This window comes from Actinomadura nitritigenes (assembly GCF_017573545.1).
GTDB classification, from domain to species: domain Bacteria; phylum Actinomycetota; class Actinomycetes; order Streptosporangiales; family Streptosporangiaceae; genus Spirillospora; species Spirillospora nitritigenes.
On sequence record NZ_JAGEOK010000013.1, the window covers coordinates 66,582 to 82,337 of the forward strand.

The 15,756-nt window shown below is 73.4% G+C and carries 18 protein-coding genes; 13 read left to right on the plus strand and 5 right to left on the minus strand.

Going from position 1 to position 15,756, the window contains the following annotated elements:
• Positions 1-23 precede the first annotated feature (23 nt).
• Positions 24-719 carry a DUF4190 domain-containing protein gene (locus J4557_RS21000; protein ID WP_208268427.1) on the minus strand — a complete coding sequence of 232 codons (696 nt, stop codon included), beginning with the start codon at positions 717-719 and terminating at the stop codon, positions 24-26.
• A gap of 230 nt (positions 720-949) precedes the next feature.
• On the opposite strand from J4557_RS21000, the gene J4557_RS21005 reads away from it, so the two are divergent.
• Together J4557_RS21005 and J4557_RS21010 are read left to right on the plus strand one after the other, a co-directional pair.
• Positions 950-1,285, plus strand: coding sequence for a hypothetical protein (locus J4557_RS21005; protein ID WP_190863327.1), 336 nt, complete (start codon positions 950-952; stop codon positions 1,283-1,285).
• The gene (locus tag J4557_RS21010; protein WP_208268428.1) at positions 1,282-1,752 is read left to right on the plus strand and encodes an acyl-CoA thioesterase; all 471 of its coding nucleotides are present in this window, start codon (positions 1,282-1,284) and stop codon (positions 1,750-1,752) included. Before J4557_RS21005 ends, J4557_RS21010 begins: the two co-directional genes overlap by 4 nt.
• Here the strand turns inward: J4557_RS21010 and J4557_RS21015 are convergent.
• The 3 genes from J4557_RS21015 to J4557_RS21025 all read right to left on the minus strand — a co-directional run bounded on the left by J4557_RS21015 (position 1,749) and on the right by J4557_RS21025 (position 4,360).
• Positions 1,749-2,378 (minus strand): LuxR C-terminal-related transcriptional regulator, encoded by a 630-nt coding sequence (locus J4557_RS21015; RefSeq protein WP_243776147.1) that lies wholly within the window; start codon positions 2,376-2,378, stop codon positions 1,749-1,751. The genes J4557_RS21010 and J4557_RS21015 overlap by 4 nt on opposite strands.
• 55 nt (positions 2,379-2,433) lie before the next feature.
• The gene (locus J4557_RS21020; RefSeq protein WP_307800131.1) at positions 2,434-3,612 is read right to left on the minus strand and encodes an ATP-binding protein; all 1,179 of its coding nucleotides are present in this window, start codon (positions 3,610-3,612) and stop codon (positions 2,434-2,436) included.
• 130 nt (positions 3,613-3,742) lie between these two features.
• Positions 3,743-4,360: a hypothetical protein gene (locus tag J4557_RS21025; RefSeq protein WP_208268431.1), complete on the minus strand. Its 618-nt coding sequence runs from the start codon at positions 4,358-4,360 to the stop codon at positions 3,743-3,745.
• A 126-nt stretch (positions 4,361-4,486) separates the two neighbouring features.
• Between J4557_RS21025 and J4557_RS21030 the strand changes: the two genes are divergently transcribed.
• The 7 genes from J4557_RS21030 (at position 4,487) to J4557_RS21055 (ending at position 10,949) form a co-directional block, all read left to right on the plus strand.
• Positions 4,487-5,740 carry a PspC domain-containing protein gene (locus J4557_RS21030; RefSeq protein ID WP_208268432.1) on the plus strand — a complete coding sequence of 418 codons (1,254 nt, stop codon included), beginning with the start codon at positions 4,487-4,489 and terminating at the stop codon, positions 5,738-5,740.
• Positions 5,733-5,939 (plus strand): hypothetical protein, encoded by a 207-nt coding sequence (locus J4557_RS21035; protein WP_208268433.1) that lies wholly within the window; start codon positions 5,733-5,735, stop codon positions 5,937-5,939. Before J4557_RS21030 ends, J4557_RS21035 begins: the two co-directional genes overlap by 8 nt.
• A 58-nt stretch (positions 5,940-5,997) precedes the next feature.
• On the plus strand, positions 5,998-6,084 hold the full coding sequence (locus J4557_RS52200; protein ID WP_360747061.1) for a putative leader peptide: 87 nt from the start codon (positions 5,998-6,000) through the stop codon (positions 6,082-6,084).
• Positions 6,085-6,152: 68 nt separating this feature from the next.
• Positions 6,153-7,502, plus strand: coding sequence for a dicarboxylate/amino acid:cation symporter (locus J4557_RS21040; RefSeq protein WP_208268434.1), 1,350 nt, complete (start codon positions 6,153-6,155; stop codon positions 7,500-7,502).
• 188 nt (positions 7,503-7,690) lie between these two features.
• Positions 7,691-8,392 carry a TetR/AcrR family transcriptional regulator gene (locus tag J4557_RS21045; protein ID WP_208268435.1) on the plus strand — a complete coding sequence of 234 codons (702 nt, stop codon included), beginning with the start codon at positions 7,691-7,693 and terminating at the stop codon, positions 8,390-8,392.
• Positions 8,393-8,582: 190 nt separating this feature from the next.
• Positions 8,583-10,484, plus strand: a complete 1,902-nt coding sequence (locus tag J4557_RS21050; RefSeq protein WP_208268436.1) for a Vgb family protein — start codon at positions 8,583-8,585, stop codon at positions 10,482-10,484.
• Positions 10,485-10,511: 27 nt separating this feature from the next.
• Positions 10,512-10,949, plus strand: a complete 438-nt coding sequence (locus J4557_RS21055) for a hypothetical protein (RefSeq protein ID WP_208268437.1) — start codon at positions 10,512-10,514, stop codon at positions 10,947-10,949.
• Positions 10,950-11,262: 313 nt separating this feature from the next.
• On the opposite strand, the gene J4557_RS21060 is transcribed toward J4557_RS21055, so the two are convergent.
• Positions 11,263-11,649, minus strand: a complete 387-nt coding sequence (locus J4557_RS21060) for a cupin domain-containing protein (RefSeq protein WP_243776129.1) — start codon at positions 11,647-11,649, stop codon at positions 11,263-11,265.
• 288 nt (positions 11,650-11,937) lie between these two features.
• Between J4557_RS21060 and J4557_RS21065 the strand changes: the two genes are divergently transcribed.
• From J4557_RS21065 to J4557_RS21080, 4 genes are all read left to right on the plus strand, one after another.
• A complete protein-coding gene (locus J4557_RS21065) occupies positions 11,938-13,476 on the plus strand; it encodes an alkaline phosphatase D family protein (protein ID WP_208268439.1) in 1,539 nt (512 codons plus the stop codon).
• 181 nt (positions 13,477-13,657) lie between these two features.
• The gene (locus J4557_RS21070) at positions 13,658-14,020 is read left to right on the plus strand and encodes a hypothetical protein (protein ID WP_208268440.1); all 363 of its coding nucleotides are present in this window, start codon (positions 13,658-13,660) and stop codon (positions 14,018-14,020) included.
• 127 nt (positions 14,021-14,147) lie between these two features.
• Positions 14,148-14,660 (plus strand): RNA polymerase sigma factor, encoded by a 513-nt coding sequence (locus tag J4557_RS21075; RefSeq protein WP_208268441.1) that lies wholly within the window; start codon positions 14,148-14,150, stop codon positions 14,658-14,660.
• A complete protein-coding gene (locus tag J4557_RS21080) occupies positions 14,657-15,754 on the plus strand; it encodes a CU044_5270 family protein (RefSeq protein WP_208268442.1) in 1,098 nt (365 codons plus the stop codon). The genes J4557_RS21075 and J4557_RS21080 overlap by 4 nt, the downstream gene beginning before the upstream one ends.
• The last annotated feature ends 2 nt before the right edge of the window (positions 15,755-15,756 follow it).

Below are 15,756 nucleotides of genomic sequence, written 5' to 3' on the forward strand. Positions count from 1 at the left end.
CGCCCAGCGGGGACCGCCGGAGGTCAGCCGCGGATGGGGCGGCTGAGCTTCTTGCCCTCGGCGGCGTTCACCGCCAGGCAGGTGACGGTGCGGTCGCCGTCCCGCCACGAGTCCGCCGTCGGGTAGTAGAACGACCGGCCGAGGTGCGCGCGGGCCGGGTCGCGGTCGAGCCTGCGCTGGATGCGCAGCCTGCATCCGGTGGAGGCCAGCCGGCTCATCTGCTGATCGTCCGGCATCACGGCCTGCGTCAGCTTGAAGACGGCCAGCACCTCGCCGTCGTGCGGGCCGGTGCAGGGCACCTTCTTGACGCTCTCCACCTCGACCGGCGGGGCCGACTCGCCGGCCGGCGCGCCGGAGGAGACCGGGTCGTTGATGCAGTCGCCGACCTTCATCGTGTACGCGTCGATCTTCTTCGGCTTCGTCGTCTTCGGCTTCGGCGTGCCGGACGGGCCGGTGGCGGACGACGAGGAGTCCGAGCCGGGGATCACCAGGTAGCCGATCACCCCGCCCACGATCCACAGCGCGGACAGGACGATGCCGGCGATGGCGAGGCCGCGGCCCTTGCCGCCGCGCTCGCCGATCTGGCGGAGCGAGATGACGCCGAGGACGGCGCCGACGACGCCGCAGCAGCCGAGCAGTCCGGTCACGAACGCGGCGATGGCCATGCCGTTCGTCTTGTCCTGCGGCGGGCCGGAGCCGTACGCGGGCTCGGACGGCATCGGCGGGGGCGGATAGGGGGCCATGGGATCGGGGCCCGGCTGACCGGGCCCCGGAGGTGGATAACTCATGGGGAGCGACCCTGCCACACCCCGCGGACCACGTGATCATGATGCGCGACATTCCGGACATTACATTTTGCTCACGCCCGCCGCGGTCGCGTAGGCCCCGGACGGGCGGCGGAGGCTCCCGCCATAGCTTAGCGATCGCTATCGATTGCTAAGCTATGCGCATGGAGCCGCCCACGACGCCGCCGACCCCGCGCGAGGAGCGGATCGCGGCGGCGCTGCGCCAGATCAGCGCCGGGTTCGCGGCCCTGGCCGACGCCGTCGCGGCCGACCCCGCCGAGCCCACGGAGGAGAGCCGCTACCGCGGGCTCATCTCCGAATGGGGCCGGCAGGGCCTCACCCGGGCGGAGGCCAGCGCGCTGTTCCGCAAGCACGGCTTCTCCCCGCAGGCCGCCGGCGGCTGGGTCCGCGGCGACTGGCTGGAGGTCCGCGACGACGGCCGCCGCTACCTCACCGAGCGCTCGCTCCGCTGGCGGGCGGAACAGGAGGACCCCGAATGACCGTCACCGCCGAACCGTTCAGCGTCCGGATGGAGGTCCGCGTCTACGAGATCGACCCCCAGCTGCACCTCAACGGGGGCTTCTACGTCCAGTACGCCGACCACGCGCGCTTCGCCTGCGTGCAGGCCGCCGGGGTCTCCGTCCAGGACCTCATCGGCGGCGGCCTCGGACCCGTCAACCTGGAGACCGTCATCAAGTACCACCACGAGCTGCGCGGCGGCGACCAGGTCGACGTGACCTGCGAATGGGAGTGGGGCGGCGGCAAGACCTACCGCGTCCGCCACGCGTTCCGGCGCCCGGACGGCACCGTCGCCGCCGAGGTCACGCACGTCAGCGGCCTGCTCGACCTGGAGACGCGGCGCCTCGTCGCCGACCCCCGGCACGCGTGGCGCACCCGGGCGAGCAGGCCGGAGCTCCTCGGCCTGGACCGGGCACCCGCGCCCGCCCGGGCCGAGGCCGCCCGCTAGACGAGGCGGCGGGCGGCCGCCCAGCGGGACAGCTCGTGCCGGTTCGACAGCTGGAGCTTGCGCAGCACGCTGCTGACGTGCGTCTCCACCGTCTTCACCGAGATGAACAGCTCCTTGGCGATCTCCTTGTAGGCGTAGCCGCGGGCGATCAGCCGCAGCACGTCCCGCTCCCGCTGCGTGATCTGGTCCAGCTCCGGGTCGACCGCCGGGACGTCCGTCGCCGCGAACGCGTCCAGCACGAACCCCGCGAGGCGCGGCGAGAACACCGCGTCGCCCTCCGCGACGCGGCCGATCGCGTCCGTCAGCTCCGGCCCCGAGATCGTCTTGGTGACGTAGCCGCGCGCGCCGCCCCGCACCACCCCGATCACGTCCTCCGCCGCGTCCGACACCGACAGCGCCAGGAACCGCGACGGCACCACCCCGTTCAGCCGCCGCAGCACCTCGATGCCGCCGCCGCCCGGCAGGTGCACGTCCAGCAGCACCACGTCCGGGGCCGTCGCGCGGATCACCGACACCGCCTCGTCGACGTCGCCGGCCTCCCCGACGATCTCGACGCCGCCGCCGAGCTCCGCCTTCACCCCGGTCCGGAACATCTGGTGGTCGTCGACCAGCACGACCCGCTTCAGCTCGCTCACACCCTGCTCCTTCGAGGGGGGACGACCCCCACTCCCCCCGGCTCGCTCATGCCTTTTCCATCTCCAGCCGGACCTCTGTGCCTTCCCCAGGGGCGGTGCGGACGGCGGCCTTGCCGCCGTTGCGCTCCATACGTCCGATGATGGACCCCCGGACGCCCATCCGGTCCTCCGGGACCTGATCCAGGTCGAATCCCTTCCCCCGGTCCCGTACGAAGATGGCGACCTTCTTCCCCTCCACCTCCGCGTACACCGACACCGACGGCGACTCCGCGTACTTCGCGGCGTTCACCATCGCCTCCCGCGCCGCCTGCAGCGCCGCGCCCAGCCGGTCGTCCAGCTCGGTGTCGCCGACGCACACCACCTCGATCGGCACGCCGTGGTCGTCCTCGACCTCGCCCGCCGCAGCCTTGATCGCGGCGGCGAACGTCTGGTCCGGATCCGAGCGCGGCTGGTAGAGCCACGTCCGCAGCGTCCGCTCCTGCGAGCGCGCGAGCCGCTGCACCTCCCGCGCGTCGTGCGCGTTCCGCTGGATCAGCGTCAGCGTGTGCAGCACCGAGTCGTGGATGTGCGCCGCCAGCTCCGCCCGCTCCTGCGACCGGACGCGCTCGGCCCGCTCGGTGTCCAGGTCCTGCCAGAGCCGCACCACCCACGGCGTCACGATCAGCGTCACCCCGGTCAGGATGATCAGCATCGCGATGACGACCGACCGGGCCTGCCCGACGTCCACCCGCTGCGCCACGAACCCGCCGATCCCGCCGACGACCAGCAGCAGCCCGAGCAGGCTGCGCAGCCAGCGCTGCCGCAGCGGCAGCACCCACCGCTGCCGCTGGTCCCGGTCGGCCTGCTGCCACAGGATGGCGACGCCGACGCCGCCGAGCACGAACGGCCAGATCGCCCACTGCATCAGCCCGCCCGCCTGGCCCGCCGCCCCCCACGGCAGGGCGGCCAGGCCGAGCGTGACCGCGGCGTAGGCGGCGAGCTGCCCCCAGTCGCGGCCCCGCCGCACCGCCGCGCCCTCCCGCGCGGGCACCAGGATCCAGAACGCGCCGTACGCGGCGAGACCGAGCCCGCTCGCGATCGTCAGCAGGACGAACGCCGACCGGACGATCAGCACGTCGACGCCGAGGTGCGCGGCGAGCCCGCGCGCCACCCCCGCGACGAGCCGCCCTTCCGGCACCCGTTCGAGCCGCGCCCCCTCGGGCCCGGCCGGCGGCGCGGCCGTCACCCCGCCCGCCGCTCCCGCGTCCTGCGGGCCTTCGCCACGTACTCCCACGTCACCGATCGTCACACGCCCCGGGCCGCACCGCATCAGGGCCGCACCCCGATTTCCCTCAGGGTCCCCCGCGCCGGGCTCGTCAGGAGTCGAACCAGACCACCAGGCGGACGTCGTCCGGCGAGGTCCGCTCGGCGAGCGTCTCCATGACCCGCCAGACGCGCCGCCACGCCCCGTCCGGAGGCACCACGTCCCGGCGGCGGAGGGTCGCCGCCCGGAAGACGGTGTCGCCGAGTTCGAACTCCTGGCCTTCGGACCAGCGCACCCGGCCCTCCAGGACGTCCTCGTAGGACGCACCGGTCGCCTCCATGAGGCGCGGCCCCCAGAGGCTCTTTCCCATGGGCTCCAGAGTGCCGTCGGGCCGGCGGAGGTACTGGCGCATCCGCTGATCGGCGCCCTCGGCGGGTTCGTCCCAGTCCACCCTCGCCACTTCGGCCCAGCTGATCCAGGTCGCGTCGTGGTGCTCCCAGCTCTCCGCCGCCTGCCGGACGGTGTCGGACAGGTCCCGGGGCAGGCCGCGCCCGGCCGCCAGCGGGCGGAACGTGGCGTAGTTGCGGACCCCGAACAGGCAGCCGAACGCGTCGTAGTCCCGATCGCCGTAGAGCAGGTCGAGGTCGATGGCGGCACGCCATGTCCCGGACGCGTCCGGCCGGAGGGGCCGTTCGCGGCATTCGATGTATCCGCTGATATCGGTTCCCATGGTGCGATCGTCGCAGTGCCGTCAATCCGTTTCCGGTGGCCGGTCGCGCGGCGAGGGGCCATATCCGGGACGGGTCAGGGTCGTCCCCGATACCGGCGGGCGGCGGGAGCGGACACGATGGTGGGCATGGTCGAGGAACGCAACGCCGGCGAGCACCGGCGGCTGGCACGGGATCCGGAGCGGCGCGTGCTGGCCGGGGTCTGCACCGGGCTCGGGCGGTACACGGGGATCGACCCCGTCGTCTTCCGGGTGGGGTTCGGGCTGCTGGTCCTCGCGCACGGGCAGGGCGTCTTCCTCTACATCGTCGCCGCCCTGCTGATGCCGTCGAGCCCGGGCGAGTCGTCGCCCGCGGAGCGGCTGTTCCGGCGGTGGTTCGACGCGCCGGCCGTGCTGTCGGCGCTCGGGGCGCTGCTGTGCCTCGGCGTCGCGCTCAGCCTGTTCGGCGGCGTCTCGACGGACTCGATCGCCGTGCTGGTGGTGTTCGGGCTGGTCATGCTGGTCGCTCACGCGCGGGGCGTCGACCTCGTCGGCGCGGCCAGGTCCCTGCCGGAACGGTTCGCCGGGCACCCGCCGGGACCCTCCGGCGACTGGGCCCCGGCGGCGAGCGTCTCGCTGGAGAAGGAGGCGCCGGTCCGGACGGGCGGCGGCCTCCCCGAGGGAATGATCGACCTCGCCACCTTCGGGCGCCCCCGCACCGCGGAGCCACTCGTGGAGCCGCCCGCGGAGCCCTGGGACGACGCGCCTCCGCCCGAGCGGCGGCGCGAGCGCCCGAAGTCGCCCGCGGCGACGATCACGCTGCTGGCGGCGATGGCCGCCGGCGCCGCACTGATCCCCGTCGCCCGCGGCTACCCGGCCCCCGAGGCGGCGCTGGTCGTCATGGCGCCCGCGCTCGCGGTCGTCGGGCTGGGCCTGATCGTCGGCGGCTGGTTCCGGACGCGCGGCCTCGCCGCCGTGGGGACCCTGCTCGCCCTGGCGCTGCTGGCCACCTCGGCCGCGGCGGAACTGCCGAACAACCTGAAGTACGGCGACATGGAGTGGCGGCCGATGAACGCGACCAGCACGCACCAGGAGTACAGGATCGGCGTGGGGCAGGGAACCGTGGACCTGACCGCGCTGCCGCTGTCGACGGGCCAGCGCGTCTCGGTCGACGCCCGCGTGGGCCTCGGCGGGTTGGAGGTCAAGGTGCCGCAGGGCGTCCGGGTCCGGCTGGACGCCCGGATCGCGCTCGGCGACCTGCGCATCGAGTACCGCACGACCAGCGGCCCGAACGCGAAGGTCATACGGGTGCTGGAGCCGGAGGGGGCGACCGTGAAGAACCCGCCCGAGATCGACCTGCGCATCCGCGGCAAGGTCGGAGACGTGGACGTGCACCGTGTCTGAGCGGCGCCGCAGGTTCGACCCGGCCGGCCCGGTCACCGGGATCTTCTTCCTCGTGCTCGCGGGGATCTTCCTCGCGGACGGGCTGTCCGGCGGGGACGCCGTCGCGGCGGAGGTGATGGCGCCGGTCGTGCTCATCGGGCTGGGGATCGTCGGGACCGTCCGGGTGCTGACCCGGTCCCGCCGCAGGCAGCTGAGGTGACAGGGGTCACCTGCGAGGCCGGGAACATCCGCTCCGGAAGCGGCTGTTCGAAGGATTCGTGAAGTTCTCCGGGAAGAGCGTCCTGCTCGTGGCGCGGCTGCACGTGGACCTGTGCCGCCTCGCGAGCGTGCTGTGTAGCCGCTGAGTTCCTCCGCGCCCACCGCTCGTCCCCCTCGTCACAGCCGGTTCACGGCTGCCCTGGAGAACCCCTCGATGAATCCGCGTGTCTGGAAATGGCAGTTCTGGCAGCAGATCGTGCTGTCGCTGGTGCTCGGCGTCGCCGCCGGCGCCCTGATCAACAACTTCGGCGGCGGGGAGAAGACCGCCGCCGACTGGCTCGACCCGTTCGGCGACGTCTACGTCAGCCTGCTGAAGGTCGTCGTGGTGCCGCTGGTCTTCGCCGCGATCGTGGTGAGCGTCGGCCGGCTCCGCAATGTCGGCAGCGTCGCGCGGCTGACCGCGAAGACCCTCGGCTGGTACGTGGTGACCTCGGCGATCGCGACCGCGATCGGCCTGACCGTCGCGCTGCTGGTCAAGCCGGGACAGGGGCTCGGGAAGCTCGCCAGCGAGTCCGCCGCCACCGACCCCGTCACCTGGACGCAGGTGCTCCACAACCTGTTCCCGTCCAACATCGTGAAGGCGATGGCGGACGGCAACGTGCTCGGCGTCGTGACGTTCGCGGTGCTGTTCGGCGCGGCGCTGGTCGCCATCGGCCCGCGCGGCGAGCGGCTGACGAGCCTCATCGACGACCTGTACGTCGTGATGCAGAAGGTCGTGTGGTGGGTCGTGCGGCTCACCCCGATCGGCTCGTTCTTCCTGATCGGCTCGGTCGTGGCGACCTACGGGCCGAGCTCGCTCGCGCCGCTGGCGAAGTTCACCGGCGCGATCTACCTGGCCGTCGTGATCATGCTGCTGGTCGGGTACCCGGTGCTGCTGCGCGCGTTCGGGCGGGTGAGCCCGCTGAAGTTCCTGCGCAACTCCTGGCCGGCGATCCAGTTCGGCTTCGTGTCGTCGTCCTCGCTGGCGACGCTGCCGATCGCGCAGCGGGTGTCGGTCGAGCGCAACGGCGTCCAGCGGGAGTACGCGAGCTTCGCGCAGCCGCTCGGCGCGACGATCAAGTTCGACGGCTGCGGCGCGATCTACCCCGCGGTCGCGGCGGTGTTCGTCGCCCAGTACACCGGCGTCCACCTGGGCGTCGCCGACTACGCGCTGATCGCGCTGGCCGCGGTGATCGGGCAGCTCGGCACCGGCGGCACGCCCGGCCCGGCGCTGGTCGCGCTGACCCTGACCCTCACCACGGTGGGGCTGCCGCTGCAGGCCGTCGGCTACCTGATCGCGATCGACAAGGTCATCGACATGGCCCGGACGGCGCTGAACGTCACCGGCCAGCTGACCGTCCCGGTGCTGGTCGCGCGGTCCGAGGGGCTGCTGGACGAGGCGGTGTTCAACGGGCCGCCGAGGGAGCTGACCTCGGCCCCGTCCACGCCGGACGGGACCGATGCGGCCGGCGTGGACGAGGAGGCGCCGGCCCGCGACCGCGCGGCCGAGCCCGTCCCTGCCTGACCGACCTGCGCCGGGAGCGCGGGAGGCGCCCCTGCGAGGCCACCGCTCCTTCCCACCACGGGAACGCCCGCACCGGACAGGTGCGGGCGTTCCGCGTGTGACCCGTGCCGCACCGCCAGGACATCCCCGTCCGGTGGGGACGCGAAGTAGTGTGATCCCAACGGCAGGTGATCGGGGATCGAGGTGTGATGGCAGGGCAGCCCGGTGTCCCGGAAGCGGGCGGCACGGACGTGCTGCCGGGCTCGCGGTCCGCCCTCGATCCCGGCCGCGCGATCAAGCCGGGGCGGCACGGGCTGTCCCCCGAGACGGTCGCCGGCATCCAGCGCGAGCGGCTCATCGACGCGTTCGTGCAGGTGGTGTCGGAGCGCGGGTTCGCGCACACGACGATCGGACGGGTGACCGAGGGCGCGGGCGTCACGAAGAAGACGTTCTACACGCACTTCACCGATCTCGACGACTGCTTCCTGGCCGCCTACCAGCGCGGCATGGACATCCTGCTGCGGCGGATGACGGAGGCGTACGAGGCGGCGCCGTCGTGGCCGGACGGGATCCGGGCGGCGCTGCGCAGGATGCTCGCGATCCTGGCGGCGGAGCCGCGGTTCGCGCGGGCGTCGCTGGTGGAGGTGAACGCGGCGGGTCCGCAGGTGCGGCAGGCGCGGATCGACAACCTCGCCCGGTTCCGCGCGTTCTTCGAGGACCCGTCCCTGCCCCCGGTCCCGGTCGCGGTGATCGACGCGATCGTGGGCGGGATCTACAGCGCGATCCACGTGCAGATGGAGACGGGCGAGGCGGAGCAGCTGCCGTCGCTGCTGCCGGCCCTCACCTATTTCGTGCTGCTGCCGCTGATCGGCCGCGAGGCCGCCTCCCCCTACCTGACCAGCGAACACTGAGATAGTCGGTCGCTTCGCAGGTCGGGACACCCCCCGCCCGATCCCGGTTGTCGCGCTGACCGGATGCGGCCGAAGATCGCCGATCCCGTTGACCTGAAAAACCTACGGGTTTCTAGTGTCGGTGGATCTTGTGTGTGCGCGATCACTTCTCATCCGCCTCGGGGGACTTCTCGCCAAGGGAGGCGATGGCATGCGCCATCGGCACAGCAGGACGGGGTCGCTGGCGCTGGCCGCGGTCCTCGGGATGACCGCCTTAGCCGCCTTCAACGCACCCGCGGCCTCCGCCGACACCGGCGGGGTGACCGAGGCCGCGCTGCCCGTCGCGGACGTCGTGCCCGTCGGGATCGCCGCCGGCGCGGACGGGGGCGCCTGGTTCGCCGCGAACGCCGGCGGGATCGGGCACGTCGACGCCGGCGGCAAGGTCACCGAGTACCCCGTTCCGGACAACTCGCAGAAGCTGGCGGGCATCCCCGACGGGATGGCCACCGGATCGGACGGCACCGTCTGGTTCACCGACCTGTCCGGCGTCGTCCCGCGCGTCGGCCGCGTCGACACCGCCACCGGCAAGCCCACCCTCTACGAACTTCCGACCACCGGCGACGTGAACTTCGCCAACGCGCAGGTCTCCGACATCACCGCCGGGCAGAACGGCGCGATGTGGTTCACCGGCGGCTACTCCGGCGCCCTCGGCAGGATCGACTCCTCGGGGAACGTCACCGCCTACGCCACCGGCCTCGCCCCCTCGGCCGTCACCCTCGGCCCCGACCAGGCCGTCTGGTTCACCGACAAGTCCGGCTCCATCGGCCGGCTGGACCCGGCCACCGGCGCCGTCACCTCCTACCAGACCCCGTCCGGCGGGCACGGGTCGCCGGCGCTCGGCGGCATCGTCGCCGGCCCGGACGGCAAGCTCTGGTTCACCGAGCCCGGCGTGAGCAAGGTCGGCAGCATCGACCCCGCCACCCACGACATCCAGGAGTACGCCACCCCCATCGCCGACTCCCGCCCGTTCGGCATCGCCGCGGGCAAGGACGGCAGGCTCTGGGTGACCGAGTCCGCGACCAGCAACGTCGCGAGCGTCGACCCGGTGAGCGGCGCGATCCAGGAGTACGGGCTGCCGAAGACGCTCTCCGCGCCCGCCGAGATCACCGCGGCGCCCGGCGGCGACCTGTGGATCACCGAGCCCGGCCGCGGGCTCATCGGCCGCTTCGACCCGTCCGCGCCGCCGCCCGCCAACCCGAACCCGGCCGTCCCCCCGTTCTCCCCCGGCGCCTACCCGAACGGCGCCGCCGCGTTCATGAACCGCTGCCCGGCCGGGCAGATCTGCCAGACGCAGGTCACCACCGGCGGCACCGTCACCATCGGCTCGTTCAAGCAGACGCTCCCGGCCGGCGCGATCCGCATCACCGGCTACCTCGGCGCCGCCGACGCGACCGGCGACCCGGTGCTCGCCCCGCCGGTCATCGGGCAGCAGCTCGAGTCCGCGCCGGTGGACGTGCCCGGCGGCCTCATCGGCCAGCTCCCGCTCGTCGGCCCGATCCTCGGGCAGTCGCCCGCCGCGATGTGGGACGTCAACAAGCTGACGGTCACGCAGACCCTCAACGGCCCGATCCACGTGTCGCTGGCCGGCGGCGGCATCGGCGCGAACGCGTCGCTGAACATCCACCTCAACAACCAGCTGCTCGGCTCGTCCTGCGTGATCGGCCCGCTGAACGCGAGCCTGTCGCCCACGTTCACCGCGGGCTCCCTGACCTTCGACGACGCGATCTCCTGGATCGCCGGGCAGATCTCGATCAGCGCGCCGGTCGCCGTGCCCGCCGCGAAGGGCTGCGGCCCGTTCGGCATCCTCGACGGCGTCATCAACCAGATGATGGGGCTGCCGTCGCCCGAGTCGAAGAACTCCATGTCGCTCACCGGCGTGCTGAGCCTCGCGAGCGGCATCAACCCGAGCAACGTCCCGGTGGGGCTCGCCCCGTCCGCCACGGCCAAGGCGAAGGCGTCCCAGCTCCTCAAGAGCGCCCGGACGGCGAAGAAGCCCGCGCACGTCGCCAAGGCCCCGAAGAAGGTCACGCTCCGGCTGAAGGCCCGGCACTGACCTCGACGCATCACCGAAGGAGCGCACATGCGGAGGTACGCCCTCGCCGGTCTCGCCGTCCTGGCCCTGCTCGCGTCCGGCTGCAGCGGCTCGGACGACGGTGCCGCGGCGTCCGGCGGGGGCGCCGCGGCGTCCGGCGGCACCGCCCGCAGCGCTCCGCTTCCGACCAGGCCCGGGGCGGTCGTCACCAACGGCGTCCGCCCCGGCGCGGAGAAGAAGACCGCGCTGGACGGCACCTGGACGTCCGCGAAGGGCGGCGAGAAGGTCGCCCTCTACCTCTACCGGGGCGCCGCGGCGCTGAACTCGCCCGGGTTCTGCACCGGCACCATCGACGCGTCCGCGCGGATCAGGCTGACCTGCGCGAGGGGCTCCCGGACCCGGACGAGCGGCCGCGCCGTACTGCGGTCCGGCGCGCTCGTCGTCAGCTGGCAGAACGGCCCGCAGGACACCCTCCACCGCCACTGACCCGCAAGCACCCGCAGCAACCCCGTACCGGCACCCGCACGCAGCCCGCGCCCGCCTGCACCGGCCCCGCACGCAGCCCGCACCGGCCTGGACGCAGCACGCACGACGCCGGTCCAGCAGTCCGCTCGCGCGGACCTGCCGCGCCAGCAGGGCGAAATCACTGCCGGCCGGGCAGCCCGCACCGGTACCCGGACACGGCCCGCGCCTGCCTGCACAAGCCCGCAACACAGCCCGCACGGCCCGGAACACAGCCCGGAACGCAGCCGCCCGCGCCTGCCTGGGCGGGCCTTCGCGGGCGCTGTGCGGTCGGCTGCTAGGCGGCGTGGAGGCTGAGGGCGAAGGCGGGGCCCGGGTTCGTGAACGTCTGCGGGCCGCCGTGGACGCGGATCCGGTTGGCCCGCAGCGGCCGCTCCGTGACGCCGTCCGCGGCGATCGCGACCTCCGCCAGCTCGCCGGCGATCAGCGTGCTGACCTGCCCGTGCACGGTCGCGCCGTGGCCGGGCGGCCACGTCGTCAGCCACAGCCGGACGCCGTCCGGCGCGTCCAGGGCGACGTGGACCGGGCCGGCCTCGTCGAAGACGACGCGGCGCCACCAGCCGGACGGGTGACCGGCCAGTTCGCGGACGCGGACGGCGAGCTGCCCGACGGTGGGCGGGCGGGCGGTGACGGTGCGGCCGTGCGGGTCGTCCTGGCCACGCATAGTGAGATCGGGAACCATGTCCTGGATGTCCTGGTGTGAGCCGGATCCGGGTGAGCGCCACCCGGGAGCAACGGGATGATCAGCGGCTACAGGCAGGACACAGCGCGCTCGCCACGCGGCGGAGGGCCACGGGGCTGTCGGCGGGAACGCGCGCTGGCATGGGAACAAGGAGACACTCCGTGACCAACGGTTGTCAAGCCGAACACCTCCGTTCACCCGCCGTGCACCCTTGATCCGTCCCGGTCCGTCACGATCCGTCCGATAACGGATCAAGGAACGGAGTCTGCGATGGACCGGCGAACCGTGCTGCGCGGTGGTCTCGTGACGACCGCGGGAGCGGCCTTTGCCCTGCTGAACGACGGCCCGGCGCGCGCGGCCGGGCTGCTGCGGACGGGCCGTCCGCGGCTCACCCACGGCGTGCAGAGCGGCGACGTCACCGCGAACGAGGCCGTGATCTGGGCGCGCTCGGACCGGCCCGCGCGGATGCTCGTCGAGATCGGCGACCGCCCCGACTTCCGGAACGCCCGGACCCTCCGCGGCCCCGTGCTCACCCCGGACACCGACCTGACCGGCAAGGCGTTCCTGCGCGGCCTGCCGCCCGGCCGCGAGTTGCACTACCGCGTCCGGCTGGACGACCTGGACCGGGGCCTGGCGTCCGAGCCGGTGGCCGGCCGGCTGCGCACGGCGCCGCGCGCCCGCCGCGACATCCGGTTCGTCTGGTCCGGCGACCTCGCCGGGCAGGGCTGGGGCATCAACCCCGACCTCGGCGGCTACCGCATCTTCAAGGCGATGGCCGCGGTCGACCCCGACTTCTTCCTGTGCAGCGGCGACCTGGTCTATTCGGACGGCCCGATCTCCGAAACGGTGAAGCTGCCGGACGGGTCGACGTGGCGCAACCTCACCACGGCGGAGAAGTCCGCCGTGGCCCAGACCCTCGCCGAATACCGCGGCCAGTTCCGCTACAACCTCGAGGACGCCAATCTCCGCGCGTTCAACGCCCAGGTCCCGATGCTGTACCAGTGGGACGACCACGAGACGCTCAACAACTGGTACCCCGGCGAGATCCTGGACCTGCCGCAGTACACGGAGAAGCGGGTGGACGTGCTGTCGGCGCGGGCCCGCCGCGCCGCCTTCGAGTACACGCCGATCGCCGTTCCGGCGGCGAAGGGCGGGCGCATCTACCGCAAGATCTCCTACGGTCCGCTGCTCGACGTGTTCATGCTGGACATGCGCACCTACAAGTCGCCGAACGACGCGGACGACTCGCCCACCCAGCGCGACGGCCTGCTCGGCGCCGAGCAGACCGCCTGGCTCAAGGGCGAGCTCCGCCGTTCCCGCGCCACCTGGAAGATCATCGCGAACGATCTGCCCATCGGCCTCGTCGTCCCCGACGGCACCGCGCAGGAGGCGGCGGCCCAGGGCGACAACGGCGCGCCGCTCGGCCGCGAGCGCGAGATCGCCGGGATCCTTTCCGACATCAGGAAGAACCATGTCCGCAACACGGTCTGGCTGACGGCCGACGTCCATTACACGGCCGCCCATTACTACGACCCGGCCAAGGCGGCGTTCAAGGACTTCGACCCGTTCTGGGAATTCGTCTCCGGCCCGCTGAACGCCGGCGCCTTCGGCCCGAACAAACTCGACGGCACCTTCGGGCCGGTCGCGAAGTTCGTCCAGGCGCCGCCGCACGCCAACACCTCGCCCGCCGAGGGCTACCAGTTCTTCGGCGAGGTCGACATCGACGCGCATTCGGCGACGCTCACCGTCCGTCTCCGCGACCTGGACGGAAAGGTCCTGCACACCGAGACGCTGAACCCCGCCCGCTGAACGGCGCCGGAGGCCGCGCCTCCCCCATGGCGCGGTCTCCGGCGGCCGGCGGCGCTCAGCGGGTGATCAGGACGTACGCGATCACGGTGAGCACCGCCGTCACGATGAGGTACCTGGCGAACACGTAACGCACATACCCCGCAGATCGGGGCACAGTCCCCGACCTGGGATCATCGACCCTGTGAACCCCGTGCGCACCCTCGTCCCGCCCGTGGCGGTGCTCGCCCTGTGCCTCCTCGTCCCCGGCTGCTCCGGCGGCGGGGACCACCGGAAGGCCGACTGCGCGAAGATCACCGCCGCGCTGCGCACCCCGTCGGAGTCGGACGACGTCCAGGGGATCATCGGCGCCCTGCGCCGCGTCCGCCCGGAGCTGAAGGACGACCACCTGGCCGGGCAGGTCGACGTCGTCCTGGACGTGGGCGCGAAGCTGAAGAAGAGCGGCGGCGACGAGACCGGCGGGAAGCTGCTGTCCGACTCCGAGGCGCTCCGCTTCAGCAAGGCGACCGACGACATCACCAAGACCTGCGGCACGCCGTCCCCCTGACGCCGCGCCGGGCCGAGTGCCCCGGCCGGTTCGACGGCCCGGTCCGACGGCCCGGGATCGGCGGTAACCCGTGCGGGCCCCGCGGACCTTTAGGGGTGAGGGGCCCCATCTCGGGTTTGGAGTCGGAGTGGCGGACGATGCGGCGGAACGGTTCACGGTGCTGTTCAGGCGGCACCACGCGCGTGTGCGGGCGTACGTGCTGCGCAGGGCGGACGAGGAACGCGCGGACGACGTGGTGGCGGAGGCGTTCACCGCGGCGTGGCGGCACATCGACCGGCTGCCCGAGGATCCGCTGCCCTGGCTCTACCGGGCGGCGCACAACTGCCTGAACAACGACCGGCGGTCCCGGCGGCGGCGCGAACGGCTGGCCGGGCGGCTGGCCCTCCACCACGAGGACGCGCCCGACCACGCGGCGGGCGTGGTCGAGGAGGTGCGGTTGCGGGAGGCGCTGTGGCGGCTGCCGGACGCCGACCGGGAGGCGCTGATGCTGGTCGGCTGGGAGGACCTCGACCACCCTTCGGCCGCCTTCGTGGCGGGCTGCTCCGCGGCGGCGTTCAAGGTGCGGGTGCATCGCGCCCGCAAACGCCTGGCCGCCCTGCTCACCGACGAGACCAGCCCCGCAGAGGAGGCGGCACGATGAACGACCTGGACGGCCTGCTGGCCGCCGCGAACCCGGTGCGCGCGGAGGACCTGGAGTACGGGGAGCGGGAGGAGGCGGTGCTGCGGGGCATCACCGCCCGGCGGCGCGGCCGGTGGCACCCGAAGTGGAGCCCGCGGCCGCGGCGGAGGTGGGCGCTGCCCGGGACGGCCGCCGCCGTGGCGGCGGTGGCGGCCGCGGCGGTGGTGGCGTGGAACGCGGTGACGCCCGAGCCCATCCCCAGGCAGCGGTTCGTGACGTCCGGGCCCGCGCACGCGGTGCTGATGGCCGCTGCGGAGAAGGCCGACCGCACCGAGCCGAAGCGGTTCTGGCACGCGGAGGGCGAGGTCGGGCAGCTGATCCAGCGCGACCACCGCGGCCACCGGTACACGCTGCTCGCGTCGTTCCCCACGGCGACGTGGTTGCCGCGCGACCCGGCCGACGGGGACGGCGTGCACTACTACGACATGGGCGCCGTGCGGCTGCGGCCGGTGAGCCCGGCCGACGCCCGGGAGTACCGGTTGGACGGGTCGCCGCAGCCGAACGAGAACCCGGACCCCGACGCGGGCGTCTCGGTCCCGGACGTCCCGGCGGGCCCGCGGCCCGACGACAGCGTCTTCGAGGGGAACCCGGCGCGGCTCCCGACGGATCCGGCCCGGCTGCGGACGGCCATGCTGACCTGGGTCCGCGACCGCGGCGGCCTGCCGCACGACCCGGACGCGTGGCTGTTCCGGGAGGCGCCGAAGCTGCTGACCGATCCGGTGTCGCAGCCGTCGCAGAAGCTGCGGGCCGCCGTGTACCGGATGCTCGCGGGGCTGCCCGGCGTGCGGGACCTGGGCGCGGTCCGCGACCCGCTCGGGCGCCCGGCGCTCGGCGTCGCGATGGAGGAGACCACCCGCGACCTCGGCACCCTGCAGTGGCAGATCCTGCTCAGCCCGTCGGAGGACTTCCTGATGGCGACCCGCGCCGTGGTGGTGCGGCCGGGAGAGGCCAACAGCCGGGTGCCCGCCGGGACCGCGCAGTACTACACGTTGCAGCGGACGGCCGGGTGGACCGACACCCCGCCGGCGCAGAAGCCGCCCGGCGCGCGGAACTGAGC

Excerpts from the sequence above, each read along its gene's own strand:
- J4557_RS21080 (WP_208268442.1), top strand. The coding sequence starts at position 14,657 with ATGAACGACCTGGACGGCCTGCTGGCCGCCGCGAACCCGGTGCGCGCG.
- J4557_RS21040 (WP_208268434.1), top strand. The coding sequence starts at position 6,153 with ATGAATCCGCGTGTCTGGAAATGGCAGTTCTGGCAGCAGATCGTGCTG.
- J4557_RS21010 (WP_208268428.1), top strand. The coding sequence starts at position 1,282 with ATGACCGTCACCGCCGAACCGTTCAGCGTCCGGATGGAGGTCCGCGTC.
- J4557_RS21050 (WP_208268436.1), top strand. The coding sequence starts at position 8,583 with ATGCGCCATCGGCACAGCAGGACGGGGTCGCTGGCGCTGGCCGCGGTC.
- J4557_RS21055 (WP_208268437.1), top strand. The coding sequence starts at position 10,512 with ATGCGGAGGTACGCCCTCGCCGGTCTCGCCGTCCTGGCCCTGCTCGCG.
- J4557_RS21005 (WP_190863327.1), top strand. The coding sequence starts at position 950 with ATGGAGCCGCCCACGACGCCGCCGACCCCGCGCGAGGAGCGGATCGCG.
- J4557_RS21045 (WP_208268435.1), top strand. The coding sequence starts at position 7,691 with ATGGCAGGGCAGCCCGGTGTCCCGGAAGCGGGCGGCACGGACGTGCTG.
- J4557_RS21025 (WP_208268431.1), bottom strand. The coding sequence starts at position 4,360 with ATGGGAACCGATATCAGCGGATACATCGAATGCCGCGAACGGCCCCTC.
- J4557_RS21060 (WP_243776129.1), bottom strand. The coding sequence starts at position 11,649 with ATGCGTGGCCAGGACGACCCGCACGGCCGCACCGTCACCGCCCGCCCG.
- J4557_RS21065 (WP_208268439.1), top strand. The coding sequence starts at position 11,938 with ATGGACCGGCGAACCGTGCTGCGCGGTGGTCTCGTGACGACCGCGGGA.
- J4557_RS21000 (WP_208268427.1), bottom strand. The coding sequence starts at position 719 with ATGCCGTCCGAGCCCGCGTACGGCTCCGGCCCGCCGCAGGACAAGACG.
- J4557_RS21030 (WP_208268432.1), top strand. The coding sequence starts at position 4,487 with ATGGTCGAGGAACGCAACGCCGGCGAGCACCGGCGGCTGGCACGGGAT.